The sequence below is a fragment of the Bradyrhizobium sp. UFLA03-84 genome (genome assembly GCF_002289535.1).
Taxonomy (GTDB): Bacteria; Pseudomonadota; Alphaproteobacteria; order Rhizobiales; family Xanthobacteraceae; genus Bradyrhizobium; species Bradyrhizobium viridifuturi.
Genome location: NZ_NSJY01000013.1, coordinates 1085350 through 1111560 on the forward strand (window position 1 = coordinate 1085350; position 26211 = coordinate 1111560).

General features: G+C 65.4%; 26 protein-coding genes and 1 pseudogene. 10 read left to right on the forward strand and 17 right to left on the reverse strand.

What is annotated here, in order from left to right; translation table 11 throughout:
• Nucleotides 1-74: 74 nt before the first annotated feature.
• A complete protein-coding gene (locus CK489_RS19235) occupies nt 75-1232 on the forward strand; it encodes an extensin family protein (RefSeq protein ID WP_245350426.1) in 1158 nt (385 codons plus the stop codon).
• A 23-nt stretch (nt 1233-1255) separates the two neighbouring features.
• Here the strand turns inward: CK489_RS19235 and CK489_RS19240 are convergent, their stop codons facing one another.
• Nucleotides 1256-1933: a L,D-transpeptidase gene (locus tag CK489_RS19240; protein ID WP_095733321.1), complete on the reverse strand. Its 678-nt coding sequence runs from the start codon at nt 1931-1933 to the stop codon at nt 1256-1258.
• A 350-nt stretch (nt 1934-2283) separates the two neighbouring features.
• Between CK489_RS19240 and CK489_RS19245 the strand changes: the two are divergent.
• Nucleotides 2284-3261: pseudogene (locus CK489_RS19245) on the forward strand (magnesium transporter CorA family protein).
• A gap of 130 nt (nt 3262-3391) precedes the next feature.
• A complete protein-coding gene (locus CK489_RS19250; RefSeq protein ID WP_021076769.1) occupies nt 3392-3613 on the forward strand; it encodes a hypothetical protein in 222 nt (73 codons plus the stop codon).
• A gap of 138 nt (nt 3614-3751) precedes the next feature.
• Here the strand turns inward: CK489_RS19250 and CK489_RS19255 are convergent, their stop codons facing one another.
• Both CK489_RS19255 and pdxH read right to left on the reverse strand, forming a co-directional pair.
• The gene (locus CK489_RS19255; RefSeq protein WP_050630910.1) at nt 3752-4504 is read right to left on the reverse strand and encodes an SDR family NAD(P)-dependent oxidoreductase; all 753 of its coding nucleotides are present in this window, start codon (nt 4502-4504) and stop codon (nt 3752-3754) included.
• A 151-nt stretch (nt 4505-4655) separates the two neighbouring features.
• Entirely contained in the window at nt 4656-5297 is a 642-nt protein-coding gene (gene pdxH / locus CK489_RS19260) for a pyridoxamine 5'-phosphate oxidase (RefSeq protein WP_050630911.1), read from the reverse strand.
• Between the two features lie 108 nt (nt 5298-5405).
• Between pdxH and CK489_RS19265 the strand changes: the two genes are divergently transcribed.
• A complete protein-coding gene (locus CK489_RS19265; protein WP_050630953.1) occupies nt 5406-5813 on the forward strand; it encodes an RT0821/Lpp0805 family surface protein in 408 nt (135 codons plus the stop codon).
• A 124-nt stretch (nt 5814-5937) separates the two neighbouring features.
• Nucleotides 5938-6897, forward strand: coding sequence for a DnaJ C-terminal domain-containing protein (locus tag CK489_RS19270; protein ID WP_095733322.1), 960 nt, complete (start codon nt 5938-5940; stop codon nt 6895-6897).
• Between the two features lie 388 nt (nt 6898-7285).
• Here CK489_RS19270 and CK489_RS19275 read toward each other — a convergent pair whose 3' ends face one another.
• Nucleotides 7286-8050 carry an anti-sigma factor family protein gene (locus CK489_RS19275; RefSeq protein WP_050630912.1) on the reverse strand — a complete coding sequence of 255 codons (765 nt, stop codon included), beginning with the start codon at nt 8048-8050 and terminating at the stop codon, nt 7286-7288.
• A gap of 66 nt (nt 8051-8116) precedes the next feature.
• Nucleotides 8117-8605 (reverse strand): sigma-70 family RNA polymerase sigma factor, encoded by a 489-nt coding sequence (locus CK489_RS19280; RefSeq protein ID WP_050402366.1) that lies wholly within the window; start codon nt 8603-8605, stop codon nt 8117-8119.
• Between the two features lie 244 nt (nt 8606-8849).
• Here CK489_RS19280 and CK489_RS19285 point away from each other — a divergent pair, with 244 nt between their 5' ends.
• From CK489_RS19285 to CK489_RS19300, 4 genes are all read left to right on the forward strand, one after another.
• A complete protein-coding gene (locus CK489_RS19285) occupies nt 8850-9449 on the forward strand; it encodes a histidine phosphatase family protein (protein WP_095733323.1) in 600 nt (199 codons plus the stop codon).
• 147 nt (nt 9450-9596) lie between these two features.
• The gene (aroC, locus tag CK489_RS19290; RefSeq protein WP_095733324.1) at nt 9597-10685 is read left to right on the forward strand and encodes a chorismate synthase; all 1089 of its coding nucleotides are present in this window, start codon (nt 9597-9599) and stop codon (nt 10683-10685) included.
• A 43-nt stretch (nt 10686-10728) separates the two neighbouring features.
• Nucleotides 10729-11922, forward strand: coding sequence for an adenylate/guanylate cyclase domain-containing protein (locus CK489_RS19295; RefSeq protein ID WP_095733325.1), 1194 nt, complete (start codon nt 10729-10731; stop codon nt 11920-11922).
• 11 nt (nt 11923-11933) lie between these two features.
• Nucleotides 11934-12821, forward strand: a complete 888-nt coding sequence (locus CK489_RS19300) for a DMT family transporter (protein WP_050630916.1) — start codon at nt 11934-11936, stop codon at nt 12819-12821.
• A 7-nt stretch (nt 12822-12828) separates the two neighbouring features.
• On the opposite strand, the gene CK489_RS19305 is transcribed toward CK489_RS19300, so the two are convergent.
• Complete coding sequence (locus CK489_RS19305; RefSeq protein ID WP_095733326.1) at nt 12829-13491, reverse strand: hypothetical protein; 663 nt, start codon at nt 13489-13491, stop codon at nt 12829-12831.
• Between the two features lie 189 nt (nt 13492-13680).
• A complete protein-coding gene (gene clpS / locus CK489_RS19310) occupies nt 13681-13986 on the reverse strand; it encodes an ATP-dependent Clp protease adapter ClpS (protein ID WP_024580653.1) in 306 nt (101 codons plus the stop codon).
• Between the two features lie 221 nt (nt 13987-14207).
• Between clpS and CK489_RS19315 the strand changes: the two genes are divergently transcribed.
• The gene (locus CK489_RS19315; protein ID WP_050630918.1) at nt 14208-15059 is read left to right on the forward strand and encodes a DUF1194 domain-containing protein; all 852 of its coding nucleotides are present in this window, start codon (nt 14208-14210) and stop codon (nt 15057-15059) included.
• An 87-nt stretch (nt 15060-15146) separates the two neighbouring features.
• Here the strand turns inward: CK489_RS19315 and CK489_RS19320 are convergent, their stop codons facing one another.
• The 10 genes from CK489_RS19320 to CK489_RS19365 form a co-directional block, all read right to left on the reverse strand.
• A complete protein-coding gene (locus tag CK489_RS19320) occupies nt 15147-15980 on the reverse strand; it encodes a nucleotidyltransferase domain-containing protein (RefSeq protein WP_095733327.1) in 834 nt (277 codons plus the stop codon).
• 53 nt (nt 15981-16033) lie between these two features.
• Entirely contained in the window at nt 16034-17275 is a 1242-nt protein-coding gene (locus CK489_RS19325) for a class I SAM-dependent RNA methyltransferase (RefSeq protein ID WP_095733328.1), read from the reverse strand.
• Nucleotides 17268-18041 (reverse strand): TlyA family RNA methyltransferase, encoded by a 774-nt coding sequence (locus CK489_RS19330; RefSeq protein WP_244486353.1) that lies wholly within the window; start codon nt 18039-18041, stop codon nt 17268-17270. Before CK489_RS19330 ends, CK489_RS19325 begins: the two co-directional genes overlap by 8 nt.
• A complete protein-coding gene (locus CK489_RS19335) occupies nt 18038-18601 on the reverse strand; it encodes a nucleoside 2-deoxyribosyltransferase (RefSeq protein ID WP_095733329.1) in 564 nt (187 codons plus the stop codon). The genes CK489_RS19330 and CK489_RS19335 overlap by 4 nt, the downstream gene beginning before the upstream one ends.
• Before the next feature lie 96 nt (nt 18602-18697).
• Nucleotides 18698-20626: a 1-deoxy-D-xylulose-5-phosphate synthase gene (dxs, locus tag CK489_RS19340; protein WP_050630922.1), complete on the reverse strand. Its 1929-nt coding sequence runs from the start codon at nt 20624-20626 to the stop codon at nt 18698-18700.
• A 541-nt stretch (nt 20627-21167) separates the two neighbouring features.
• Nucleotides 21168-21419 (reverse strand): exodeoxyribonuclease VII small subunit, encoded by a 252-nt coding sequence (locus CK489_RS19345; RefSeq protein WP_050630923.1) that lies wholly within the window; start codon nt 21417-21419, stop codon nt 21168-21170.
• Nucleotides 21420-21544: 125 nt separating this feature from the next.
• Complete coding sequence (locus CK489_RS19350; RefSeq protein WP_095733330.1) at nt 21545-22471, reverse strand: histone deacetylase family protein; 927 nt, start codon at nt 22469-22471, stop codon at nt 21545-21547.
• A gap of 189 nt (nt 22472-22660) precedes the next feature.
• Entirely contained in the window at nt 22661-24334 is a 1674-nt protein-coding gene (locus CK489_RS19355) for a bifunctional metallophosphatase/5'-nucleotidase (protein WP_095733331.1), read from the reverse strand.
• 79 nt (nt 24335-24413) lie between these two features.
• Nucleotides 24414-25175 (reverse strand): crotonase/enoyl-CoA hydratase family protein, encoded by a 762-nt coding sequence (locus tag CK489_RS19360; protein ID WP_095733717.1) that lies wholly within the window; start codon nt 25173-25175, stop codon nt 24414-24416.
• Between the two features lie 209 nt (nt 25176-25384).
• On the reverse strand, nt 25385-26113 hold the full coding sequence (locus tag CK489_RS19365; RefSeq protein ID WP_095733332.1) for an alpha/beta fold hydrolase: 729 nt from the start codon (nt 26111-26113) through the stop codon (nt 25385-25387).
• Between the last annotated feature and the right edge of the window lie 98 nt (nt 26114-26211).

The following is a 26211-nucleotide window of genomic DNA, read 5'->3' on the forward strand; positions in this document are numbered from 1 at the left end:
GCAAATCCCTCCTCGATCCTCACACATGATCCGCCGGCATCTTGGACGGCCGGCAGTAAAATCATGGAACTGACATGAACTTTAGCGCGGAGAAAGCAAGCCGAAAATGGCCTGATGGCGCGTTTCGCCGCGCCGCCGCGGCAATGGTTACCGCTGCCGGCGCGCTGCTTTGCCTTTTGCTTTCCCTTGGCATGCAAGCCGGGCCCGCGCAGGCCGCCCGCGGCGTGCCCACCTTTCCGTGGGATGATTTGTTCGGCACCCGGCCGCACAGGGCGCACAAGGCGGTCCGCCGTTCGGCGGTGCCGTTGCCGAGGCCGCGCCCGGCTGACGCGCCTGCCGCAGCCGAGCCCGAGCCGCCGGCCGCCGAGACGCAGCCTCCAGCCGCGCCTGCCGAGGCTGCCAGGCCCAGCGAGACGGCCAAGCCGGCTGAAGCAGCAAGGCCCGCCGAGCCTCCCAAGCCGCAGCTGTCGGCCTGCCGGCAGGCGCTCACCGAGGAGATCGCGATCGCGCCGAGCATTCCGGATATCCACGGCGCAGGCGGCTGCGGCGGCGAGGATTTGGTGCGGCTCGAGGCCATCGTGCTGCCGGACAAGCGCAAGGTCGCGGTCAAGCCCGCGGCGATCCTCCGCTGCAAGATGGCGGCCGCAGTCGCCGACTGGGTCCGTACCGATATCGCGCCGCTGGCGCAGACCCTCGGCGGCGGGATCAGCAATCTCGACAATTTCGACTCGTTCGAATGCCGCGGCCGCAATCGCGTCGCCGGCGCGCAGCTCTCCGAGCACGGCCGCGCAAACGCGCTCGACGTGCGCGCTCTCGGTCTCGCCAACGGCAAGTCGATCTCGCTGACCGACCGCAGCGTGCCGCGCGATCTGCGCGAGACCGTGCTGCATTCGGTCTGCGCCCGCTTCTCCACCGTGCTCGGTCCGGGCTCGGACTGGTACCACGAGGATCACATCCATCTCGACCTGATCGAGCGTCGCAGCAATTACCGGATCTGCCAGTGGAACGTGTACGATCCGCTGCCGCAGGTCGCGCCGCTGTTGCCGGCCGAGCGACCGGAAGAGGCGCCGCCGCGCGAGGTCGCCGCGAAGTCCGATGCATCCAGGCATGATGCCACCAAGGCCGACGAGCCGGATGCGGCGAAATCAGGTGATGCGGCGGCCGTGCCCAAGGGCGCTCCCGAGACCAAGCCACAGCCAACAAAAAAGCGCCGGCAAAGCCGGCGCTTTTGATCGCGATTGCGACGTGATTGGGATCAGTAGGTGGTGCCGCCGGCGCCCTGCAGCGCCATCTGCGGCTTGTAGGGCGAGTCGCCGTGCTTGGGCTCCAGCACCACGACGATGGTGCCGAGCTTGACGCGGTTGTAGAGGTCGATGACGTCCTCGTTGGTCATGCGGATGCAGCCCGAGGAGATCGACGAGCCGATATACTCCGGCTGGTTGGTGCCGTGGATGCGGAACAGCGTGTCCTTGCCGCCCGAGTAGAGATACATCGCGCGCGAGCCCATCGGATTGTCCGGACCGGGCGCCACGAAGGTCGGAACGCCGAGGCGCGAGATTTCGCCGGGGGTCGGGTGCCAAGCCGGCCATTCGGTCATGCTGCCGACCTTGGCAATGCCGGACCAGGCCATCGCTTCTTCGCCGACGGTGATGCCATAGCGGATCGCCTTGCCGTCGCTCATCACGTAGTAGAGGTAATGGTTGTCGGAATCGACCACGATCGAGCCGGGGGCTTCCTTGCGGTGATATTCGACGATGGCGCGCCGGAACGGTTCAGCCACCGGCGTCTTGACGTAGGTGGTCTTGGCAAGCAGTTCCTTGTCACGCGGCTTGAAGGCAGCGGTATTGGTTGCCTCGTAGGTCGTGGCCTGCATGCAGCCCGACAACATCAGGCCTGCGGCCAGGATCCCGAAGGTAACTTTGAGCGACGACATGATTACATTCCAATCGAAAATCCGCGCCCGAAAGCGCCAACATTACGCCCCAAACGCCACGATTCCATGAGGGGCATTATTGCCTGAAACCCGCCATTCTTCCCAGACTTTAGATGGCTTTCCCGCATCGCGGGATGTGATCTGTGGCTTTTTTGCCGCAACTGTTCTGGCGTGGGTCGGTTTTTTGTGCAAACAGGCAACGGTCGTCGAGTCGGAGCTCCATCACTGCCACCCGACTGCCACAAATATGGACGCCCGGTTAATGCCCCGGTCATGAAGCGCCAGCCAGAATCGCGCTAAGTCGGCGGGTCCTCCAGCCCTGTTTCCTGCCCTGTATCTCGGAGTTCGTGATGCTGTCGGTGTTCGTTCCCTCCGATTTTTCGCTCAAGAAGGCCGCCGCCACCGAGCTCGGCGCGCTGCCGGAGGGCGCGGTCTGGATCGATCTGGTGAACCCGACCGTCGAGGAGGACCGGGCCGTCGAGAAGCTCGCGGGAATCGCGGTTCCGACCCGGGAAGACATGCAGGAGATCGAGATCTCCAGCCGGCTCTACATCGAGAACAGCGCCCGCTAAATGACCGCGACGCTGATGTGCCAGTCTGACACCGACATGCCGCGCACCACGGCGGTCACCTTCATCCTGACCAGCCATCGGCTGGTGACGGTGCGCTACGACCTGCCGAAGCCGTTCGCGCTGGTCGAGAACAAGCTGGCCCGCGCCTGCTCCCCCGGCATCACCGGCGAGCAGGTGCTGATGGAACTGCTGGACGCCGTGATCGACCGTTGCGCCGACCTGCTGGAGCGCTGCGGGGCCGACATCGACCAGGTCTCGCACGACATTTTCGAGCCGGAGAGCGAGCGCCACGGCCACGCCAAGCAATATTCCCAGATCCTGATCGCGATCGGCCGCAAGGGCGACCTGACCTCGAAGGTGCGCGAAAGCCTGGTCTCGATCGGCCGCCTTGTCACCTTCCTCTCCGCGATCGTCGAAGGCGTGAAATGGTCCAAGGACATGCGCGAGCAGCTCAAGACCATGCAGCGTGACGTGGCCTCACTGACCGACCACGCCTCTTATCTCTCCAACAAGATCACCTTCGTGCTCGATGCCATGCTCGGCGTGGTCAATCTGGAACAGAACAACATCATCAAGCTGTTCTCGGTGATGGCGGTGGTCTTGATGCCGCCGACGCTGATTGCGTCGATCTACGGCATGAATTTCAAGCTCATGCCGGAACTCGAATGGCCGCACGGCTATCCGTTCGCGCTGGTGCTGATGCTGATCGCGGCTGTTGTGCCGTACTGGATCTTCAAGTGGAAAAAGTGGCTGTAAAGCAGTTCCATTCGTCGCGTTTTGGGACGCGTTTTCTGCCTTATTTCCTCTCCTAAAATTTGAGTGTTGCGCTGAACGTTTGGGCGAAATTTGTCTGCGATAACGCCCGCCTCGAAGCCGGAGGACAGCAATGGTTGAGAAGATCATAACGCCACGGCGTAACGTCATCGACTTTGCGCGCTATCAACAGGACCGCGCAGCAGGCAGGGTGCAGGCGATCTCGCCGAGACTTTGCCGTTACTGTGACGCGGCGCTGCTTGATGGCGAGGACGAAGACGACTGCTCCAGCGCGCTGAATGACGTCGCGCTGCAGCGGACTGAGAAGAAGTCGCGTCGGTTCTATGCGGACTAGAGGCTGAGGCCTACTAGAGGCAGAAGCCTCGTCCGCGTCGTTACGCATGCCATCGAAGCAATCCCTCAAACTACGGCCGCGGCGGCGGCCGGGATCGCCTCGAACCTCTCTCCCCCGAAATCACATCCAAGCCGAAGCTCAGACGTGCTGGCCACCATTGATGTGGATCTCGGCGCCGTTCACGTAGGAGCTGGTTTCCGTGCACAGCACGTAGATGATCTTGGCGACCTCGTCCGGGGTGCCGAGGCGATGCATCGGGATTTGCTGATCGACGATCTTCTCGGTGCCCGGCGACAGGATCGAGGTATCGATCTCGCCTGGGGCGATCGCGTTGACGCGAACGCCGACGCGGCCGAAGTCCGATGCCATCTCGCGCGTCAGCGCCGCGAGCGCCGCCTTCGACGTCGCATAGGCCGCGCCGGCGAACGGATGCACGCGCGAGCCGGCGATCGAGGTGACGTTCACCACCGCGCCCTTGGCGTGCTTCAATTCCTCGATCAGCCCGCGCGCAATCATGATCGGCGCGAAGAAATTGACGTGGAAAACATGGGTCCAGGTCTCGATGTCGGTATCCATGGTGCCGAGCCGGCCGCCGCCCGCGGCCTTCGGCGAGATCGCGGCATTGTTGACCAGCGCATGCAGCTCATCGTTGTCCAGCCGCCGCCGGATCTCCGAGATCGCGCGCACGGTGTCGTCATGGCTGCCGAGGTCGACCTCGATGTGGTCTTCCGGTCCGGCGCCCCAGGGGCAGACCTCCGGAAACGCATGCCGCGAGAGGGTGATGACGCGCCAGCCGGCGGACGAGAACCGGATCGCGGTGGCGTGGCCGATGCCGCGGCTTGCGCCGGTCAGGAGCAGCGTGCGCCGCGGTGCATTGGATGGGCGGGTCATCGACGGTTTCTTTCGTTCTCGCCATGCGCGGCGCCGTGCCGGGCATCGACGTCTTCGAATGATAGGGAGATCATGACGTCGATGGCCGGGGTCATCTTACACGAAGACGCGCTTCGCACTTTCGCCCTTTCATGACAGTCGCGGCGGGTTTTCAGGGATAGAGCCGTACCTTCGACCATGCGTGACCGGCGTCATCGCGGCGGAATTCGATGCGATCGTGCAGGCGGAACGGGCGGTCGTGCCAGAACTCGAAGCGCTGCGGCGTGATCCGCCAGCCGCTCCAGCCCGGCGGCCGCGGCACCTCGCCGATGACGTATTTCGCGCCGACCTTGGCGATCGCCTGCTCGAAGGCGAAGCGGCTCTCCAGCGGCTGCGATTGCTTGCTGGCCCAGGCGCCGATCTGCGCCTGCTTCGGCCGCGTGGCAAAATAGGCGTCGGCCTCGGTATCGGTCACGGGGGTCACCGGCCCGCGGATGCGCACCTGGCGGCGCAGCGATTTCCAGTGAAACAGTAAAGCAGCCTTAGGATTTGCGGCCAATTCACGGCCCTTGGCGCTCGCAATGTGGCTGTAGAACACGAAGCCGTCGGCATCGAAGCCCTTCATCAGCACCATCCGCACGTCGGGCAGCCCATCGGCGTCGACGGTCGCGAGCGCCATCGCGTTCGGATCGTTCGGCTCGGACTTGACCGCTTCCGCAAACCATTCTGCGAACAGGGCGAACGGTTCCTCCGCCGCGGTGAAATCACCCGATGTTAACGGTGTCGGGTGTTTGATGGAGGTCGTGTCGGTCATGTCAGGAGTCCCGATTTGCATCCGCCCGCGTCCGAGAACGCGCTACTGGCCCTATATAGGGCATGGGGGCGCGTTGGCCTATCGGCGATCCACCCCGCGGGCGCGGTGGTGACATTGATCCTGATCGGCGTCGGTGCCAGCGGCTGCAGCCTGTCGCGCACCGATGCCTTCGCCAAGATGGACGACAAGGACGTGACGGGCTCGATCAGCCCGACTCCGGTCAGTGCTGTGATGCCGACCGACAGCGATCTGGCGTTTGCCCGCAACGCGGCCTCCGACGTGCTGACCAAGGGTGACAAGGATTCCAGCCAGCCCTGGGAAAATCCCGAGACCGGCGCGCGCGGCTCGGTGACGCCGCTGGCCCAGGCCTATTCCGGCGAGGACGGCAAGACGTGCCGGGATTTCCTCGCCAGCTATGTCAATGGAGCCACCGAGAGCTGGCTACAGGGGGCCGCCTGCAAGGCTGGACAAGGGCGGTGGGAAATCCATAGTTTGAAGCCTTGGAGAAAGTCCTGAGAGTTCCGGCAGAAGCTGGCAGCGGCCTAGTTGCAAAAATGCCACTGAGCCCCCACATGAAGGTAAAGTGGGCTCGGATGGGTTCCCGGCCAGGACTGATTTTCCCGTGAAGGAGACGTGACGGATGCGCGACCCCTATGAGGTCTTGGGGGTGCAGCGGAGCGCCAGCGCTGCGACGATCAAGAGCGCCTATCGCAAGCTCGCCAAGAAGCATCACCCTGACAACAACAAGAACGACCCGAAGGCGGCGGCCCGCTTTGCGGAGATCAACACGGCCAACGAGATTGTCGGCGACGAGGACAAGCGCAAGCAGTTCGACCGTGGCGAGATCGATGCCGAGGGCAAGCCGCGCTTCCAGGGTTTCCCTGGCGGTGGCGCCGGCGGCCGCGCCGGTCCGGGCGGCGGCTTCGAGTACAGTTTCCGTGGTGGCCCCGGCGGCGGCATGGGCGGCGGCAGCTTCGAGGACATCCTCAACAGCATGTTCGGCAACGCCCGTGGCAGCGCTGGCGGCCGTGCCGGGCGAGCCAGCCCGTTTGAATTTGACGGCGGCGGGGTCGGCGTCGACCTCGATCTTTCGGTCGCCATGACGGTGTCGCTGGAGGAATCGGTCAGGGGCGGCGACAAGCGTGTCCGCCTGCCGACCGGCCGCGAGCTCAACGTCAAGATTCCGCCCGGCGTCACCGCAGGCCAGCAGATCCGGCTGAAGGGCCAGGGCGACACGGCGCAAGGACACCCGCCCGGCGATCTCCTGATCACGATCTCGATCGCGCCGCATCCGTTCTTCAAGGTCGACGGCAATGATCTGCGGATCGACCTGCCGGTGACCCTCTACGAGGCAGTGCTGGGCGGCAAGGTCCGCGTGCCGACGCTTGGCAGCGCGGTCGAGCTGTCGATCCCGAAGAACACCTCCAGCGGCCGCACCTTCCGCCTCAAGGGCAAGGGGTTGCCGAAGGCCGGCGCCGTCGGCGACCTCTATGTCACGACCCGCATCATCCTTCCCGACGGGAACGATGCCGAGCTTGAGGCATTGATGCAGACGTGGCGGGAGCGAAATCCCTACAATCCGCGCAGCGATCTCGGCTGACCGCCGGGAGCGCGCTCCAGAGACGCGAAGACGCGAAACTGCAACTACCCCGGACTCTATCGGGGTAGACGCCGCGCCGTGAGCGCGTCAAAGGATGACCGGCTGTCCGAATTCCTGGTCTGCGGCGTGCAGACCGGATGGCGGAAAAAGGAGTGCGGCCTCGAGAGGGGGACCAGCGCGGTACACAAAACCCCAATCGAGGCCGCGTGCGCCGATCGGCGGATCGGGCGCAGATCATCTTCGCGTGAGCATCCGGTGCGATAATGAGACGCGGCAATGACGCGAATCGAAATTTTCAATGTCGGAATTGGGACGCTGAGTGAGGCTGGATTCACTTGCTCGAAATGGTGCAACTCGACGCCGTGATCTCCCGTAAAATTACGGGAGATCAGCCGCCGTTCTTCTCCATCTGATCGTAGACCGCCCGCGCGACCTGGGTCAGGCGGGTGCGGTCCGTACCGCCGCTGACGACATAGGCGACGCCGCGATCGGCCCAGAACAGCGCGCCGTCGCCGCCCTGTACGGCGTAGCGCATCTGCGTCGCCTCGGTCTTCGCCTTCGCGGTGTAGACCGTGAAGCGCTCACCGGACGTGCTCTCATACATCAGGAACGACGCCGGCCCGCTCGGCCCGGGAAGCAGGCGGCCGCCGACCAGCTTCAGCCCGGTCAGGTCGGGGGCGCGGACGTCCCAGCCGCAGCGCTTGGTCAGCCATTGCTGCAGATGATCGCGCTCGCTGCCGGGCACCTCGACCGGATGCCGGACCTCGACCACGTAGAGCCGATGCGCATCGAGCGCATCGAGCGTGAAGCTCTGGAAGGTGGACGGGGTTGCTGAGGCGCCGCGCGCGATCCAGCCGACGCCGCCGCCGGCGATGAAGGCGGCGAGCGTCGCCGCCACCGCGCCATAGACCCAGCGGCGCGGCTGGCGCACCAGCCGCTCAAGCTCGAGCCGCTTCGGCACCGCCTCGTCCAGCACGCTGTCGTAGCGCGCATGCAGCGTCTCGGCCATCGCGCGCCAGGATTGCACCCGTGCCGCGTCGTCAGGATGGGTGGCGAGCCACGCTTCGACATCGCCGCGGCGTTCGGCCGGCAGCTCGTTGTCGACGTAGGCGTGCAGCTCGTCTTCGGTGACGGGAATGTTCGGGTCGGTCATATCAGTCGTCTCTGCCAAATCTTGTTCGAAAATCGCTCATCGTAACGGCTGCCATCGCGCACCTTATCATTTCACCCGCCTGAGCGCCGGGCGTTGGCCCTCGATCGAAGCCCGCACATGGGCGCGCGCACGGGCGAGGCGGGACATCACCGTGCCGATCGGCACGCCCTGGATGTCGGCGACCTCCCGGTAGCTCATGCCCTCCAGCATCACGAGCAGCAGCACCGAGCGTTGCTCCTCGACCAGCGTCGACAGCGCGCGCTCGATGTCGCGTCCCTCGGCCTCGGTGCCGCTGGCGTCGGCGTTGTTGTCGAGCAGCGGCATCAGGGGCGGCCGCCGCGCCAGCGAGCGCCTGCGGTTCTTGTTCAGGTTGGTCAGGATCGTATAGAGCCAGCTCCTGACGTCCCCGCCGAGAAACAGCCGCTCCGAGCGCAGCGCGCGCACCAGCGTGTCCTGCACCAGGTCATCGGCGATATCCGTGTCACGCACCAGCGCGCGCGCATAGCGGCGGAGCGCTGGAATCATGGCTTCGACACTTTGACGAAACGCGGTCATGCATCCAGTCTTCGATGGTCGCGGCGATGGCCGCCTTGGCAAACATAACACCCGAACGACGTGCCTATTCCGGTTGCGCCGACCTGCGCGCAGTGCGCCTCTGCTGCGGCCGATTTGGGCTTGTCGCCAGCCAAAGTGCTGGTGTACCTCCGAACCGAAAAAATTCGAAGCGTGGAAGTCCAAGCGTGGAAGTCTTGGGTCAGCCGCCGGACAGCTCGCTCAGCAGGGACCAGCCGCTACGGGAATGCCGGTGCCAACGATCTACTACATCCGCCACGGCGAAACCTCATGGAACGCCGAGGGCAGGCTTCAGGGCGTGCAGGACATCGCCCTCAACGAGCGCGGCCGCGCCCAGGCGGTGCATGCCGGTCGCATCCTCGCCGATCTCCTGGCGCGCGACGGCCATGACAAGACGACGCTGCCGTTCGTCGCAAGCCCGTTGATCCGGGCGCGCGCGACCATGGAGCTGGCGCGCACCGAGCTTGGCCTGCCGCCGGGCGACTACACGCTCGACGCGCGGCTGCGCGAGATCGCCTACGGGACCTGGGAGGGCTCGACGCTGGCGCAGGCGCGGGCCGCCGACCCCGTGGTCTATGCGCGCCGCCTGGCTGAGAAGTGGCAGGTCGCGCCGGAGGGCGGCGAGAGCTATGTCGACGTGCAGGCGCGGATGACCGAATGGTACGGTTCGGTGACATCGGACACGGTCGCCGTCGCCCATGGCGGCACGGCGCGGGCGCTGATGGTCGCGCTCGGCTTCGAGACCCCGGCCTCGGCCGCCGACCTCACGATCGAGCAGGGCGCGGTCTACGTGTTCGGCGCGGCGGGCCTGCAGAAGTATAGTTAAGGGGACTCGTCATTCCGGGGCGCGAAGCGAACCCTCAGGTGCGCAATAGCGCAGGGAATCTCGAGATTCCGGGTTCGGTCGTGCGGACCGCCCCGGAATGACGGCGCAGAGGTTTGACCCCGCTGCCTGCCCGCGTTACGACACGGCATGTCCTTCAATACTTTCGGCCATATGTTCCGCGTCACGACCTTCGGCGAGAGCCATGGGGTCGCGATCGGCTGCGTGGTGGACGGTTGCCCGCCGATGATCCCTCTGACGGTGGAGGAGATCCAGCACGACCTCGACCGCCGCAGGCCCGGCCAGTCGCGCTTCACCACCCAGCGCCAGGAGCCGGATGCGGTGAAGATCCTGTCCGGCGTGATGGCGCATCCGGAGAGCGGGGTGCAGGTCACGACCGGCACGCCGATCGCGCTGCTGATCGAGAACACCGACCAGCGCTCGAAGGATTATTCCGAGATCAAGGACAAGTTTCGCCCCGGCCATGCCGACTTCACCTACGAGGCGAAATACGGCCTGCGCGACTATCGCGGCGGCGGACGCTCCTCGGCCCGTGAGACCGCGACCCGTGTCGCGGCCGGCGCGATCGCGCGCAAGGTGCTGCCCGAGGTGAAGGTGCGTGGCGCGCTGGTGCAGATGGGCCCGCACAAGATCGACCGCGAGAAGTGGGACTGGGACGAGATCGCCAACAACCCGTTCTTCTGTCCGGACAAGGACAAGGCGGCGTTCTTCGAAAGCTATCTCGACGGCATCAGGAAGAGCGGCTCCTCGATCGGCGCCGTCATCGAGGTGGTCGCCGAGGGCGTGCCGGCCGGTCTCGGCGCGCCGATCTACGCAAAGCTCGACAGCGAACTGGCGTCGGCAATGATGAGCATCAACGCGGTCAAGGGCGTGGAGATCGGCGCGGGCTTCGGCGCTGCCGAGCTGACCGGCGAAGAGAATGCCGACGAGATGCGGACCGGCAACAACGGAACGCGCTTCCTGTCCAACCATGCCGGCGGAGTGCTTGGCGGCATCTCGACCGGCCAGCCAGTGGTGGTGCGCTTTGCGGTGAAACCGACCTCGTCGATTCTGACGACGCGCCGGACCGTCGACCGCAAGGGCGCCGATACCGACATCCTGACCAAGGGCCGCCACGATCCCTGCGTCGGCATCCGGGCCGTGCCGGTGGGCGAGGCCATGATGGCCTGCGTGCTGGCCGATCATTTTCTGCGCGACCGCGGGCAGACCGGGCGCTGATCCCTTATATAGTGGCGGTACCAGACCGCCCTGGGGGACTACCATGAATGCGTCGGAGCTACGGGATATCATCACGTGGATGATCGGCGGCGCACGATCGGCGCCGACCCCGCAGCAGATGATGGCGGAATGCTGTGAGCGCCTGGTGCGGGCCGGCCTGCCCCTGTGGCGCGTCGGCGTCTTCGTACGCACGCTGCATCCGGAGATCTACGGCCGCCATTTCTTCTGGAAGCAGGGCGGCGAGGTCGAAACCGGCACCGTCGATCACAACATCCTCGACTCCCCCGATTTTGCTGTCAGCCCGCTGTCGATCGTCTTTAAGCAGAGCGTTGAAGTGCGCGCGCGGCTCGACGATCCCACAAGCCGGCGCTTTCCGATCGTGGTGGATCTGCAGGCGGAGGGCGTCACCGACTATATTGCGGTGCCGCTAATCAACACCGATGGCTTCCCCAATGCCTCGAGCTGGACCACCAAGCAGCCGGGCGGCTTCACCGACGAACAGCTCGATGCGATCCGCTCGATCACCGTCCCGCTGTCGCGCTATATCGAGATCGTGACGCTGCGCCGCACCGCCTCGCTGCTGCTCGACACCTATGTCGGCAACCGTGCCGGCGAGCGCATCATGGGCGGCCAGATCCGGCGCGGCCATGCCGATACGATGGATGCCGCGATCTGGCTCTCCGACCTGCGCGGCTTCACCGCGCTGTCGGACCGTTTGCCGGCCGAGACCGTCGTCGAGATCCTCAACCTCTATTTCGATTGCCAGGTCACGGCGATCCGCGACCATGGCGGCGAGGTGCTCAAATTCATGGGCGACGGCCTGCTCGCGGTATTTCCGGTCGACGAATATCTCGGCGACGAGGTGCAGGTCTGCTCGCGGGTGCTGGACGCCGCGCGGGCGTCCCGCGCCGGCGTCGAGGCGCTGCAATTCCCCAATGGCGACGCGGTCGAGCGCTTCCGCTTCGGCGTCGCGCTGCATCTCGGGCGCGTGCTCTACGGCAATATCGGCGGCGGCAACCGGCTCGACTTCACCTGCATCGGCCCGGCGGTCAACCTCGCCGCGCGGCTGGAGAAGATCGCCGGCCGTCTCGGCCGCACCGTCGTGGCCTCCGAGCGCTTCGCCGGGATCCATGACGGCGGCTGGAGCGATCTCGGCGAGTTTCCGATCGCGGGGTTCTCGAAGGCGGAACGGGTCTATGGCCTGTTCGACGAGGCGCCGGTTGCTGCGGCCAGTTAGGTGCAGCGTAGGTGATTGACACGGACGCGCAGCATCGCACCGGGATTGCGCTGGTCGTGGCGGCCGCGGCCGCCTGGAGCACCGCGCCGTTCTTTACCCGGCTGCTGCACTTCGATTCCTGGACCATCCTGTTCTGGCGCGGGCTGTTCGGCGGCGGTGCGATCGTGCTGTTCCTGGTCGCGACGCAAGGCCGGCGCGGCGCGCGCGATCTCGTCGCGATGCCATTGAGCGGATGGCTGGTGGCCGGTCTCTCGACCCTCGGCATGGTGACGTTCATTCCGGCGCTGCAACTGACGAGCGTCGCCAATGTCGCAATTCTCATCGCGATGCAGCCATTTGCGGCCGCCGCGATCGCCTGGCTCTGGCTGCGCGAACGGGCGCGGCCCGGCACCTTGCTGGCAAGTCTCGTCGCACTCGCGGGCGTCGCCATCACCGTGAGCGGCGCTGGCGGCATCACGGATTACAGGGGCATCGGGCTTGCCTGCGTGATGGTGCTGGCGATTTCGCTGATGACGGTGGTGATCCGGCGGCACAAGGGCACGCCGATGATACCAGCCGCGGCGCTCTCCAACTTCCTCGGCAGCGCCGTCAGCCTGCCGCTGGGGCTCGGCATCGGCGCGGTCGGCGGCGCCGATCTCGGCGTGCTCGCGATGTTCGGCGCATGCCAGGTCGGGCTCGGTCTCACTTTGTTTACGGTCGGCTCGAGATTGCTGCCGTCCGCGCAGGCGTCGCTGATCGCAACCCTCGAAACGCCGCTGATGCCGTTCTGGGTGTGGCTGGCGTTTGCCGAGGTGCCGTCGCTGCGCGCCCTGATCGGCGGCGCGCTGGTGATGGGCGCGGTCGTCGCCGACGTCGTGCTGAGCCAGCGGACGCAACTCGCGCAGCCGGCGGAGCGGTGAAGGGCGGCTAGCCGCGTGCGTAAGACTGCTTCAGGCCGAAGGTCAGGATCGACAGCGTGATCCACAGCCGCAGCATGGCGAAGCTGAAGATGAAAACGACGTAGACCAGGTTCTTGATCGGCTGGCCCACCTCGGAGGTCTGCCAGAATTGCCAGATCACAGTGCGCACAAACTGCTGCCCGTAGCCGAGCGCCACGTTGATCGCACCAAGCGCGAGCACTGCGACACCAAGCCAGAGCGCGTGCCGGCCAAGGTCCTTGGCGGCGGCAAACAGCGCGACGCGGCCGCCATTACCTTCGGCGTTGACGATGATCATCAGCACCAGCGCTGCGATCGCAGCACTCCATAGCCGGCCGAGATCGGCGCCTTGATCGAAGGCCATGCCGTCGAGGCCCCACAGCAGGTGCGGCGCAAACGAGGCGAAGCCGACCGCCGCAGTGGCGAGTGTCGCGATGATGATCACAAGCACGATCCGCCACAGGATCGATAGTGACAGCCTGATCTGCTCGGCCAGCGTCAATTCGCCGAGCGATGATTGGCCCCCGGCAGCCTGGATCGAATCCCGTGCTGTCGCGAAGAAGGCGAGCAGCACGCAGACGTCGGCCAGCACCAGTGCGGGCAATGTCAGGCCGGGCTTGCCGAAGCCGACGATCCGTATCGCCGTCGCCATGACGAGCCAGGGCAAAGCGGGTAGGGGGCGAAACGGCCCGAACGAGGTCTCCGGGCGGGTTTTCCGCAGTGAAAGCTGTTGGCGCAGTGCGACGGTCATGCCGCGTTGGTGCCATGCGATCCCTAAAGCAGGGGTGGCTGCGATCGATAAAATGCCCGGCAAGGCCTGCGGCAAACTGGCGCTGCCGCGCTATTCCTCGGGCTCGGTGGTGAACAGCAGCGGGTAGCCCTTGGCGCGGCCGGCGTCGGTGGCCCGCGTCGCCTTGGTCTCGGCGACGTCCCTGGTGAACACGGCGACCACGCAGACGCCGCGCTGATGCGCGGTCAGCATCACCTTATAGGCCTGGTCGTCGGTCATGCGGAATTCGCCCTTCAGCACGGTGACGACGAATTCGCGCGGCGTGTAGTCGTCGTTGACCAGGATCACCTTGTGCAGGCGCGGCCGCTCGACCTTGGTCTTCGTCCTGGTTTTCGGCTTGACGACGCTATCGGGCATCGCACTCCCTCGCGATTGCTCCGTAAGACTACCGTCTCCCGGCACATCTTGGAACCGTTCGATTTGCACGGCGTCATTGCGGCAACGGCACGGCGCGCGTTGCCTCATGCGTGACGTCTAACCTGCAGGCGTCTAACTTGAATGTGAAGGATAGATGATATCCGCGCTTTTCGCCGCCTGATTTGCGTGTCACCATGACGGGATACGACGGGAGGGCCGCAATGCGCTGGTATGTCTCGATCGGAGCGGTGCTTGTCGCGGGCATGTTGGCCAGCGGCGATGTGGCCGGTGTTGCCGCGCCCGGCCCGGGCAATCAGTCCGGCCATCGCGTTGCGGAAAAGGAATCCACGCCGAGCGTCGACATCGAGTTGATCATTGCGGTCGACGTCTCCTATTCGATGGACATGGACGAGCTCGCGATCCAGCGCGAGGGCTATGCCCAAGCGATCGTGTCCAAGGATTTCCTGCAGGCGCTGAAGGCCGGCCCGAACGGCAAGATCTCGATCACCTATTTCGAGTGGGCCGCGTCCAACGACCAGAAGGTGATCATTCCCTGGCGGGTGATCGACGGCCCAGAATCGGCGGACGCGGTCTCCGCCGAGATCATGAAGACGCCGGTGCGCCGCGCCTCGCGCACCTCGATTTCGGGCGCGATCTACTTTGCGATTCCGATGTTCGACGAGAACCCGCATCGCGGCATTCGCCGCGTGATCGATATTTCCGGCGATGGGCCCAACAACAACGGCGCGCCGATCACGCCGGCGCGCGATGCCGCGCTCGACAAGGGCATCGTCATCAACGGTCTGCCGATCATGGTGAAGGAGCCGTCCTATTCGACGATGGATATCGAGAATCTTGACTACTACTACGAGGATTGCGTGATCGGCGGGCCCGGCTCCTTCGTGGTGACGATCAAGGATCGCGAGAAGTTCAAGGAGGCGATCCGCACCAAGCTGCTGCTCGAAGTCGCCGGCCGCACCCCCGAGCGCCCGGTGGTGCGGACCGCCGAGAAGGAGCCGCGGGTCAGCTGCACGATCGGCGAGAAGATCTGGCAGGACCGCTGGGGACGATAGCGATCATGTAGGATGGGTAGAGCACAGCGAAACCCATCATCGTGCGGCGGGTTCGAAGTGATGGGTTTCGCTGCGCTCTACCCATTCCTACGGTTCTGCCGACATCTCGCCTAGCTCAGTCTCCAGAATCCGCAGCGTCCGCAATGCGGCGGCGTAGTCCGCCGCTCCGATCTGCCGCCAGACCTCGGCGACGCGCGCGGCGAGGTCCCGGACCGTCATAGGAAAATTCGCAGCCTGCGCCAGCGCGCCCTTTTCGTTGATCAGATACTGCCCGTTCAGTGCGAACAGCACCTGTGCGGTGCAGGCCAGCGCACGGTAGGCGCACCCTGCGATATGCGTGCCGTCGCCGCGCGGTACGGCAAGCTCGGCGTTCTCGATTGCGAACAGGATTTCCCATTGAAAGCGCCCGAGCAGTGCGTCGCGCAGGGCCGGCGGGAAGGGCGTGGTCTTCGCCTTCATTGCTGCGACGAGGCTGTCGGGATCATGCAGCGCACGGCACAGCGCGACCTCGCCCATCCAGATCGCCGAGCAGAAGCCGTGCGGATGGCCCGGCTGGTAATGCATGCCAATCTCGCCGTTCCGGCAGGCCTCGATGACATCAGTGACCCCTTCGGCGCTGCGGTAGAGCAGGTCGACTTTGTGGCCGCCGATCGCGAGCCAGGCGCCGCCGACGATCCACGGCCCCCAATCGCCGACTGGTGTCACATTCACGGCAGCGGGGTCGTCGACCAGGCCGGTCGCGGCCGCGCGCAGCCGATCGATGTCGAGAGCGGTGCCGTTCCGGTAGTAGAGGCCGAGATCGTAATCAGAGGCGTCATGCGCCGTGCCGCGCGCCCGCGAGCCGCCGAGCACGATGGCAGCGACACCAGGCACGGCGGCGAGGACGGGAATGATGTGCGCGAGCAGCGGATCGTGGGACATGCTACGCGGATTATAGCGAGACCACCGCACGCTGCGATAGGCGCAACGATGCTTCAGCGTGCGAAGGGCGCCACCAGCTCGACATGCGGGGTATGGCGGAACTGATCAACCGGCGTGACACCGGCGATCCTGTAGCCGCCGTCGATCAGGATCTTCGCGTCGCGCGCAAAGGTCGCGGCATTGCAGGATACCGCAACGATCACGGGCACCTTGCTCGCCGCCAGCTGGGTGACCTGCGCCTGCGCGCCCTGCCGCGGCGGATCGAACACGACGGCGTCATAGTCGCGCAACTCCTGCGGCATCAGCGGGCGGCGGAACAGGTCGCGTGCCTCGGCCTTGAGCGGCTTCAGCCCCGGCGTTGACTGCGCGGCCTTCTGAAGTGCCGTGATCGCGCCGGCATCGCTGTCGAAGGCCGCGACCCGCGCCCTCTCCGCGAGGCGGAGTGCGAACGGACCGACGCCGCAAAACAGATCGGCGATGTGCTTGGCGCGTCCGCAATGCTCGCGAACCAGCGCCGCCAGCGTCTCCTCGCCCTTGACGGTTGCCTGCAGAAACGAGCCCGGCGGCAGCACGACCTTCGCCTTTCCGATCGCAACCTCCGGAGAGGCGCGTTGCAGCACCAGCTCGCCGTGCCGCGTCAGCCGCGCCAGCCGGTGTTTCTCGGCGACCCGCGACAAAGTGGTGATCAGGCTGGTGGGCAGCGCGCCGGAGCCGCGCACGTCGATGTCGAGGCCGTTGAGCGTCGCCGTTACCTGGATGTCGAGCGGCTTGCCGGTCGAGATCAGGGGCTCGGCGATAGCCCAGGCCGCTTCGAGCGCGCCGTCGAGCGCGGGATCGAGGATCGGACAGCGATCGACCGGAACGATGTCGTGCGAACCAGCCGCGGCAAAGCCGACCTTCAGCACCTCATGGGTGCCCATGCGTCCGTGCAGCGTGATGCGGCGGCGGCCCGCGCCATGGGCGTCGAGCAGCGGCGCAATGTCAGCTGCGATCTTTGCCTGTGCCAGCGTCTCGACCACGATGTTGCGCTTCCAGGCGTGGTAGGGCTCCTCGCTCCAGTGCTGGATCGCGCAGCCGCCGCAGACGCCGAAATGCGGACAGAACGGCGCGATGCGCTCGGGACTCGCATGCCTGACGCGTACCAGCCGCCGCCGGTCGGGATGGTGCCCGGGGACGCCTTCGACCTCGACCGTTTCGCCGGCCAGCGCATAGGGCACGAAGATCGACTGCGATCCGTCGATCGCGACGCCGTCGCCGCGGTGGCCGACATGGTCGATGGTAAGAAGCTCAGCCACGGCGGGCGCCGAGGAAGAATTCGATGTTGCCGTCGCCGCCCGGTATCGATGACGGGAACACCTCGATGTCGGTGCAGCCGAGCGAGGCGGCGAAGGCCGTCATATCGTCGCAGATCTCCTGGTGCACCATCGCGTTGCGGATGACGCCGCGCTTGGAATGTTTGCGCGCCGCCTCGAATTGCGGCTTGATCAGCGCCAGCAGATGCATCGGGGCTGCCGCCAGCGACAGCGCCACCGGCAGCACCAGCTTCAACGAGATGAAGCTGACATCGATCACGACGACATCGGGCCGCGCCGGCAACCGCTTCCCCTCATAGTTCCTGATGTCGGTCTCCTCCATGGAGACGATCTTCGGATGGCCTTGCAGGGAGGGATGCAACTGGCCGTGGCCGACGTCGATGGCGAACACGAGGCTCGCCCCGTTGGCGAGCAGCACCTCGGTGAAGCCGCCAGTCGAGGCGCCGACATCGAGGCAGACGTGGCCCTCGACGTCGATCGGATAGTGCTCGAGCGCGCCGGCAAGCTTGACGCCGCCGCGCGAGACATAGGGATGCGCCGGCTCGGCCGTGAGCTCGGCGCCGGGAGCGACGATTTCGGAGGCCTTCGCAATCGGCTTGCCGTCGGCGGTGACGAGCCCGGCATCGATCGCGGCGCGCGCCCGTGCCCGGCTTTCGAACAGGCCACGTTCGACCAGCAGCACGTCGATGCGCTTACCGGCGGATGTGGCGTTGTCGTTGGCGCCCGCCTTGGTCACCTGCCTGCTCACATGACGCTCTGCTGGCGCTGCGCGGCGGCGAGCCGCACGCAGGCCTCGAAGGAGGTGAGGTCGTGCCAAAGGTCGGTCGCCGGCTCCCGCGGCGTCACCAGCGGGCTGCCGTGCAGATCCAGCGCGTGCATCATCATCAGATTGTCCGGCAATCCAAACTCTTCCACCGTCAGGCCCTCCGCGTCGATCAGGCGTCCGTCGGATGCCGGCACGACCTGGCCGAGCCGCGCCACGCGGTTAGCGTAGGACGTGGGATCGTTCGAATAGGCGAAGCACAGTTTGCCGCGTCCCGCCATGTAGCCGAGTTCGTAGACGGTGCCTGCGTCGGCACTGGGGCCGCGAAACGGCGTCAAATTGGCGATGATGGCGTCGGCAGACTCCATCATCGCCTCGTTGCTCTTGAAGATGGTGAGCGAGGCGCCGGCGACGGTGGGATTGATGCTGTTGTCGAGCGGATACAGCCCGGTCAGCCCGTGATAGGCGCAAACCTCCGCCTTGCGGCGGCCGATCTCCAAGGCATCCGGCAGGAATACGTCAGGACCTGCCAGATAGATTCTCATGGACTTGCCGGTGCTATGGCGTTTCGCGCGAACAGGAAACCGGAGCTCCGGTTCTGATTCAATCAGAACCGGAAATGCTCGTGCTGCCCGAAACGATTACGCGAGCTTGACGGTCTCGGTCTTGTAGTCCTTGCCGAGGGTTTCGAACACCTTGGCAACGATGCTCTTGGCGTCGAGACCGGCGCGGGCATACATCGCCGCCGGCGTGTCATGGTCGAGGAACACATCGGGCAGGATCATCGAGCGGAACTTGAGCATGCCGCTGTCGAGCATCGCGTTGTCGGACAGGAACTGCATGACATGCGAGCCGAAGCCGCCGATCGAGCCTTCCTCGATCGTGATCAGGATCTCGTGGTCGCGGGCGAGCTTCATGATCATCTCTTCGTCGAGCGGCTTCATGAAGCGCGCATCGGCGATGGTGGCGGAGAGGCCGTGGGCGGCGAGCTCGTCGGCGGCCTTCTCGCACTCGGCGAGGCGGGTGCCGAACGACAGCAGTGCGACCTTCTTGCCCTCGCGGACGATGCGGCCCTTGCCGATCGGCAGGGCGACGCCGACTTCCGGCATCTCGACGCCGCGGCCTTCGCCGCGCGGATAGCGCAGCGCGCTCGGACGATCGTTGATCGCAACCTGGGTCGCCACCATGTGGACCATTTCCGCCTCGTCGGCGGCGGCCATGATCACCATGTTGGGCAGACAGCCGAGATAGGCGTTGTCGAACGAACCGGCATGGGTCGCGCCGTCGGCGCCGACCAGGCCGGCGCGGTCGATCGCGAAGCGGACCGGAAGGCTCTGGATCGCGACGTCGTGGACCACCTGGTCATAGCCGCGCTGCAGGAAGGTCGAGTAGATCGCGCAGAACGGCTTGTAGCCTTCGGTGGCGAGGCCCGCGGCGAAGGTCACCGCGTGCTGCTCGGCGATGCCGACGTCGAAGGTGCGGTCCGGGAACGCCTTGTTGAAGATGTCGACGCCGGTGCCCGACGGCATCGCCGCGGTGATGGCGACGATCTTGTCGTCCTTCTGCGCTTCCTTGACGAGGCTCTGGCCGAACACGTTCTGGTAGGCGGGCGCGTTCGGCTTGGCCTTGGCCTGGGTGCCGGTCGCGACGTCGAACTTGACGACGGCGTGATACTTGTCGGCGGACGCTTCCGCCGGACCGTAGCCCTTGCCCTTCTGGGTCACGACGTGAACCAGGATCGGCCCGGTCTCCATGTCGCGGACGTTCTTCAGCACCGGCAGCAGATGGTCGAGATTGTGACCGTCGATCGGGCCGACATAGTAGAAGCCGAGCTCTTCGAACAGCGTGCCGCCGTCCATCATGAAGCCGCGGGAATATTCCTCGACGCGGTTGGCGCGGTTGGCGAGGATCTTCGGCAGGCGCTTGTTGATCTGCTTGGCGGCCTCGCGCAGCGAGCGGTAGGTCTTGCCGGAGTAGAGGCGCGACAAATAGGCGCTCATCGCGCCGACCGGCGGCGCGATCGACATGTCGTTGTCGTTGAGGATCACGATCAGGCGCGAGTTCATCGCGCCGGCGTTGTTCATGGCCTCGTAGGCCATGCCCGCCGACATCGCGCCGTCACCGATCACGGCGATAACGTTGTTCTTGCCGCCGGAGAGATCGCGCGCCACGGCCATGCCGAGGCCGGCCGAAATCGAGGTCGACGAGTGCGCGGCGCCGAACGGATCGTAGTCGCTCTCGGTGCGCTTGGTGAAGCCGGAGAGGCCGCCGCCGGTGCGCAGGGTGCGGATGCGGTCGCGGCGACCGGTCAGGATCTTGTGCGGATAGGCCTGATGGCCGACGTCCCAGATCAGGCGGTCGCGCGGGGTGTCGAAGATGTAGTGGATGGCGGTGGTCAGCTCGACCACGCCGAGGCCGGCGCCGAAATGGCCGCCGGTCACCGACACGGCGTCGATGGTTTCCTGGCGGAGCTCGTCGGCAACTTGCTGCACCTGTTCGACCTTCAGCTTGCGCAGGTCGTCGGGCGTGTGAATAGTGTCAAGAAGCGGCGTTTTACTAAATGTGGTCACAGCGAATTTCCAATTTTTGCCTGTCGGAACGAACCGCCCGACGCGAGATGGGTTGGCGCGCACATCGCGCAGCGAAAGCCAGACACTGGGTGCCGCCCCGGCAGACCGTGCCTGGTTGTAAGCCTAGATTCACTCCGGATTGGACCACGTGATACGCATCACCTTGGTCGCTCTTCACCCGTCCCGGTTCAGTTTTGTCGAACCATTTGAGGTGCATGCCGCCCGAAAACTTCGGGCCGCCCGCCACCCTCAAATGCCCATAGAACTGGAAGCATTACACCAAAGCCGTAACCAAAGCCAACCCGATAGGCGGCGCAGGGTTCCTATGCGTTGTCTTGAAAAACCTATATTTTTCAATGGCTGGGGCTTGGAGCGGGTTCCAATTTGGCCATTTTAGCGGCGACTAGCCGGTCCGGAACGGCCCGATTCGCGGCTGCGCCGGTCGCCGCGGTCACCCCACGGCGCGATCAATCAATGGAAATACGCAGCAACAATTGCCCGCCGTGGCGGACATCCTGTCGCATGGTTGCGGTGGTCGGCGCTACTGCACGTCGAGCGGTTCGGTCCCGGTTGCCTGGCCGGAGGCGTCGGTGGTGATCTTGTCGACCCTGGCTTCGGCCTGGCGCAGCAATTCCTCACAGCGCCGCTTCAATGCCTCGCCGCGCTCGTAGATCGCGACCGATTCCTCAAGCGGGACCTTGCCGTCCTCAAGCCGCTTGACGATCGATTCGAGTTCTTCGATCGCGCGTTCAAAGGAGAGCTTCTTGACGTCGGCTTGAGTATTTTCGGCCATCATATGTTCCCAGTGCGCCGATCAGACCGTGATCGGATCTTGTCGTCCAAGCATGACCCGTTGCGGGCCATACTTGCCCCGGCGCAGAATCAATCGAATTTTTGCGGGCGTATTGTGGCGGGGATTTAGGCGCCCATCAATGCGGTGACGTGAGATGCCACCGACTCTTTCAGGCCCTCGAGGTCGTAGCCGCCCTCCAGGACGGAGACGACGCGCCCGCCGGCGCTCTTGTCGGCGAGATCCATCAGCTTGCGCGTGACCCAGCCGAAATCCTCGCCCGTCAGGTTGATCGAGGCCAGGGGATCGCGGTGATGCGCATCGAAGCCGGCCGAGATGACGACCAGTTCGGGCGAGAATTTTTCGAGCTGCGGCAGGATCAGGTTCTCGAACGCGGAGCGGAATTTGGCGCCGCCGTCGCCGGGCGCGAGCGGTGCGTTGACGACGGTGTCGTGCTCGCCGCGCTCGCCTGACGCGCCGGTGCCCGGAAAAAGCGGCATCTGATGCGTCGAGCAGTACATCACGGTCGGATCGGCCCAGAAGATGTCCTGAGTGCCGTTGCCGTGATGGACGTCGAAATCGATGATGGCGGCGCGCTTGATGCCGTATTTGCGCTGCGCGTGGCGCGCGGCGATCGCGACATTGTCGAAGAAGCAGAAGCCCATCGGCGTCGATTTCTCGGCGTGATGCCCGGGCGGGCGCACCGCGACGAAGGCGTTCTGGTGCTTGCCCTCCATCACCGCATCGGTGGCGGCCACCGCGCCGCCGACGCCGCGCATCACGGCTTCCCAGGTGCCGGGCGACATCGAGGTGTCGCCGTCGATATAGATCATGCCCGAAGTCGGCGCGATGTGGCGCAGTTCGCCGACATAGTGCTCACCATGGCAGAGCAGCACGGTGTCGAGGTCGCCTTCCGGCGCGAGGTCGCGCACCAGTGCCTTGAAGCGGTCTTCGCCGAGCACCTCGGCAACCGCGCGCAGCCGGTCGGGGCGTTCGGGATGTCCGGGTGGGGTCAGGTGATCGAGGCAGGCGGAGTGCGTCAGAAGCAGGGTCATGCAAATTCCCGGCGCAATGGAGGCGCGTGCGAGGACTCATGATCCGGAAACATGCGCAGCGGGTTTCCGAGGATCATTCGCGAACGACCCCTAATCTAGGCCGTTACCCGCCCACCGGAAAGGCCCAAGCTTCGATCTCACCGTATCGTTCCGCTCACCCGCTCGACAGGGAAGTGCCCAGGTTGCGGCTCAATTGATCCGTTCGATGCGTTTTCCGGCCGTCGGGCCGACCGGGCTGTTGGCCTTGAAGTAGGCATAGAGCGCATCGACGTCGTAGATGCCGAACTGCTGCGCCGTTCCTTCCTTGAACACGGTGAAGCCGTCTCCGCCCTCGGCGAGATAATTGTTCACGGTGACGCGGTAGCTCGCGGCCGGGTCGATCGGCTTGCCGTCGAGCGACATCCGGGCGGCGATGATGCGCGCGCCGTCGCCCTTGCTCGCATCCCATGCATAGGCAAAGCCCTTCGAGACCTGCAGGGCGCGCGGCCGCTTCGGGTCGGCCCATTGCTGCTCCAGCACGTCCTTGAGCTGCCTGCCGCTCAGCGTCATCGTCACCAGCTGGTTGCGGAACGGCTGGCTTGCGAAGATGTCGGCATAGGTGACCGCGCCGTCCTCGCGCTTGACGATGTCGGTGCGGACGCCGCCCGGATTGGTGAAGGCGATCACCGCGCCGCCATTCGGCTCCGAAGCGGTCGCTGCGAGCTGCGCGTCGGCGACGATATCGCCGAGCACGCTTTCGCCGGTCTCGCCGGGCGTGCGCGACAGCGTCTCGGTGACCGAGCCGGCGGCGCGGTTGGCGATCGGCGCGGCCAGCCGGTCATAGGATTCCAGGAGCGCGCTCTGCTCGGGATCCTTGGCGATGCCGCCGATCTTCACGATAGTGTTGTTGGCCTTGGCGCTGATCACGTCATGGCTCTTCGGATCGAGCTGAAGATCGATCGCGGTGACCAGCGTGCCGTATTTGTCGCCTGACGTGACGAGCCGCCCGTCGATCTCGCAGACATAGGCCTGGTGGGTGTGGCCGGAGATCACGACGTCGACCGCGCGATCGAACTTCTTGACGATGTCGACGATCGGTCCTGAGATTCCGGGGCATTCATTATAATCGCCGGTCGGAAAGCCGCCTTCGTGGATCAAGACCACGATCGCCTCGACGCCCTTCGCCTTCAACTCGGGAACCAACGCATTGACGGTCTCGGCCTCGTTGAGGAATTCGAGGCTGGCGACGCCGGCCGGCGACACCAGGTTCGGCGTGTTCTTTAGCGTCAGGCCGATGAAGGCGACCGGAATGCCGTCGAATTCCTTGATCTCGTAGGGCGGAAAGACCGTCTTGCCGGTGGCCTTGTCGATCGTGGAGGCGGCGAGATAGCGGAATTTGGCGCCCGTGAACGGGTGCGGGCCCTGGCACTTGTCGACCGGATGGCAGCCGCCATTCTGCATCCTCAGCAGCTCGTTCTTGCCCTCGTCGAATTCGTGATTGCCGACCGAGGAGATCGCAAGCCCCATCATCGAGAGCGACTCGATGGTCGGCTCGTCATGAAACATCGCCGACAGAAATGGGCTTGCGCCGATCAGGTCCCCGGCCGCGACGAAGATATTGTTCTTGTGGCCTTCGCGCAGTTGCTTGACCAGGGTGGCGACCCGCTCCGATCCGCCGGCGGGCACCATCATCTTCCTGGTCGCATCAGCGGGATCGGTGATGCGGATGCCGCCGGGAGGCGGCCGCAGATAGCCGTGGAAATCGTTGATCGCGAGAATGCGCAAATCCACCGGCGCGGCGACACTCTGCGCCAGGCAAGGGCCAGTCGCAGCAAGGCCAAGCGCGCAGAGCGCGGCGAGTAGCGTAAGGCGGGGCTGTCTCATGACCTGTCCATGGAACACACGATCATGGCGCGACGCCACTACAATTTTGCGACGCTTCGTTTCAACCCCGGCGCTTCGTTCAATCTTTGGGGCGCGCCATGAATGCCTTGAACGCGGCGATCGCTTCGTTGGAGCGCATCCTCTCGCTGAACAGGTGGTTCTCCTGCTCAATGCGACGGGTCACGTCCTCCGGCGGCAGCCGGATCAGGCGCCGCGAGGTTGCCACCGCCTCCGCCGGCAGCGCACAGATCTCGCGCGCGACCTTGTGCGCCTCGACCTCGGCATGGCCCGGCGCCACCACGGTGTTGACGAAGCCGGCGACGCGGGCGTCGTCGGCCGACATGGTGCGGCCCATCACCAGCATCGCGAAGGCGCGCTGGTGGCCCATCATGCGCGGCATCAACAGGCTGGAGGCGCCTTCCGGCACCAGGCCGAAATTGGAGAACGGCGTCGAGAACAGCGCGGTCTTGCTGGCCAGCACATAGTCGCAGTGAAACAGCATCGTGGTGCCGATACCCATCGCGACGCCGTCGACCGCGGCGATGATAGGCTTCACATTGTGGGCCAACGAATACAGGAACTTGACGAGGTCGGAGGCGGGCGGTGTCTCGCCGGCCGAGGTGCCCTGCGCGAGCAGGTCCTCGATGTCGTTGCCGGCGGTGAATACGCCGGAGCCGCCGGTGATGATCAGGCAGCGGACCTTCGGATTGTTCTGCGCCTTGTCGATCGCGTCGCTGATCGCGCGAAACATCTCCTGGGTGATCGCGTTCTTCTTTTCGGGCCTGCGCAGCCGGATCACGCGTGTGGCGACTTCGTCGGTGACTATGACATGCGCGGTCATCAAGCGGTCCCAGGGTCGGCCGGCGGCGTCGCCGGGCGGAGTCATGCCGCTATCCTACATGATCCCGCGCAGGCCCCAAGCGCTCAGGGGTGTTCGAGGCCGCTTTTCCCCCTGCGCGAGCATGACGACAGCGCAATGCAGTCAACCGGAATTTCGCGATCCGCGGGCCAGCCAACGGGACGCTGTCGCACGATCCCAGACGTGTCCGCTCAGCCGCGTCCGACAAACGAGCCGATGCCGCGGCCGATCGCCGCGCCGTGCTGCAGGAGCGCACCGAGATGATCGCCGGGGACCGACATCGCATACAGGCCGTTCTCCGCGGCAAAGCGCTGCATCGGCGCATGCGGTCCGTCGTCCTGTCCGTTCCACAGCAGCACCGGCACGCGCGAGGAAAGCACGGCGTCCTTGGCGCCGTCGACCTGGCCGAGCGCGTCGAAGCAGGCGCGCACGCCGCCTTCGAGATCGGGCGTCACCCATTCGGCGAGCTCGGGCACCGTACGGCGGGCAAAGGTGATGAAGGCGCCATAGGTCAGCGGGCCGGCGTTGCCGCGCGGGAGTCCAGTGAGAAAGTCCCAGCCGCCGATCGCCAGCGATGCCAACCGCGCCGGAAAAAACCGGGCGACGCCGACCGCGACCCAGCCGCCCATCGAGTGTCCGACCACATGGGCGCGCTCGTCGCCGAGATCGTCGATCACGGCAACGATATCGCCGGCGCGCTGCGCCTGATCATAGAACTCGGGATCGGCGGGCTTGTCGCTCAAGCCGTGTCCAAGCGAATCGACGCAGACCACGCGGAAGCGATCCGCAAGCGCGTCGACCACGCCGCATTGCTTCCAGCTCGCCGCGTCGAGCAGCAGGCCGTGCTGCAGCACGATCAGCGGCCCGGATCCTTCGACGGTGTAATGGATGCGCTGGCCCCGGTGATTGGCAAAAGGCATTGATAGAGTTCCCCACGTTTCACCTGAGGTGAGCGTGGAGACGGGCTGTTTCAAGGCCTCGTTCCGAAATGGGAACCATTCCGCAATGGCGTTGCGCG

Coding starts and splice junctions, on each gene's coding strand:
- CK489_RS19235 (WP_245350426.1), top strand. CDS start 75: ATGAACTTTAGCGCGGAGAAAGCAAGCCGAAAATGGCCTGATGGCGCG.
- CK489_RS19240 (WP_095733321.1), bottom strand. CDS start 1,933: ATGTCGTCGCTCAAAGTTACCTTCGGGATCCTGGCCGCAGGCCTGATG.
- CK489_RS19250 (WP_021076769.1), top strand. CDS start 3,392: ATGGTTGAGAAGATCATAACGCCACGGCGTAACGTCATCGACTTTGCG.
- CK489_RS19255 (WP_050630910.1), bottom strand. CDS start 4,504: ATGACCCGCCCATCCAATGCACCGCGGCGCACGCTGCTCCTGACCGGC.
- pdxH (WP_050630911.1), bottom strand. CDS start 5,297: ATGACCGACACGACCTCCATCAAACACCCGACACCGTTAACATCGGGT.
- CK489_RS19270 (WP_095733322.1), top strand. CDS start 5,938: ATGCGCGACCCCTATGAGGTCTTGGGGGTGCAGCGGAGCGCCAGCGCT.
- CK489_RS19275 (WP_050630912.1), bottom strand. CDS start 8,050: ATGACCGACCCGAACATTCCCGTCACCGAAGACGAGCTGCACGCCTAC.
- CK489_RS19280 (WP_050402366.1), bottom strand. CDS start 8,605: ATGACCGCGTTTCGTCAAAGTGTCGAAGCCATGATTCCAGCGCTCCGC.
- CK489_RS19285 (WP_095733323.1), top strand. CDS start 8,850: ATGCCGGTGCCAACGATCTACTACATCCGCCACGGCGAAACCTCATGG.
- aroC (WP_095733324.1), top strand. CDS start 9,597: ATGTCCTTCAATACTTTCGGCCATATGTTCCGCGTCACGACCTTCGGC.
- CK489_RS19295 (WP_095733325.1), top strand. CDS start 10,729: ATGAATGCGTCGGAGCTACGGGATATCATCACGTGGATGATCGGCGGC.
- CK489_RS19305 (WP_095733326.1), bottom strand. CDS start 13,491: ATGGCGACGGCGATACGGATCGTCGGCTTCGGCAAGCCCGGCCTGACA.
- clpS (WP_024580653.1), bottom strand. CDS start 13,986: ATGCCCGATAGCGTCGTCAAGCCGAAAACCAGGACGAAGACCAAGGTC.
- CK489_RS19315 (WP_050630918.1), top strand. CDS start 14,208: ATGCGCTGGTATGTCTCGATCGGAGCGGTGCTTGTCGCGGGCATGTTG.
- CK489_RS19320 (WP_095733327.1), bottom strand. CDS start 15,980: ATGTCCCACGATCCGCTGCTCGCGCACATCATTCCCGTCCTCGCCGCC.
- CK489_RS19335 (WP_095733329.1), bottom strand. CDS start 18,601: ATGAGAATCTATCTGGCAGGTCCTGACGTATTCCTGCCGGATGCCTTG.
- CK489_RS19345 (WP_050630923.1), bottom strand. CDS start 21,419: ATGGCCGAAAATACTCAAGCCGACGTCAAGAAGCTCTCCTTTGAACGC.
- CK489_RS19350 (WP_095733330.1), bottom strand. CDS start 22,471: ATGACCCTGCTTCTGACGCACTCCGCCTGCCTCGATCACCTGACCCCA.
- CK489_RS19355 (WP_095733331.1), bottom strand. CDS start 24,334: ATGAGACAGCCCCGCCTTACGCTACTCGCCGCGCTCTGCGCGCTTGGC.
- CK489_RS19360 (WP_095733717.1), bottom strand. CDS start 25,175: ATGACCGCGCATGTCATAGTCACCGACGAAGTCGCCACACGCGTGATC.
- CK489_RS19365 (WP_095733332.1), bottom strand. CDS start 26,113: ATGCCTTTTGCCAATCACCGGGGCCAGCGCATCCATTACACCGTCGAA.